We start from the raw sequence: 451 nt of genomic DNA, 5'->3' as shown, positions 1-451 counted from the left end.
GACAGGGCAATTTCGGCTCCATCGACGGCGATCCGCCGGCAGCGATGCGCTACACGGAAGCGCGGCTGACCAAGGTCGCGCACGAGCTTCTGGAGGATATCGACAAGGATACCGTCGATTTCCAGGACACTTACGATGCCTCGGGCAGCGAACCGAAGGTTCTGCCGGCACGTTTTCCCAATCTTCTGGTCAACGGCTCGGGCGGCATCGCCGTCGGCATGGCGACCAACATCCCGCCGCACAATCTCGGCGAAATCTGCAACGGCGCGATCGCCATCATCGACAATCCGGCGATCGACCTGCCGGCGCTGATGGAGATCATTCCGGGCCCGGATTTCCCGACCGGCGCCATCGTGCTTGGCCGCTCCGGCATCTACAGCGCCTATTCGACCGGCCGCGGCTCCATCGTCATGCGCGGCAAGGTCAACATCGAACAGCGCGGCAATGACCG

Annotated in this window: 1 protein-coding gene; it reads left to right on the top strand. The window is 63.4% G+C overall.

All coding sequences use genetic code 11. The annotated features are described in order from the left end of the window. On the top strand, window positions 1-451 hold a 451-nt coding region (locus EN935_RS40085), incomplete at both ends, for a DNA gyrase subunit A (protein ID WP_281040434.1).

Origin of the sequence: Mesorhizobium sp. M7D.F.Ca.US.004.03.1.1 (genome assembly GCF_003998635.1) — a bacterium.
Classification (GTDB): domain Bacteria; phylum Pseudomonadota; class Alphaproteobacteria; order Rhizobiales; family Rhizobiaceae; genus Mesorhizobium; species Mesorhizobium loti.
This window is presented reverse-complemented; position numbering and strand designations above follow the sequence as displayed.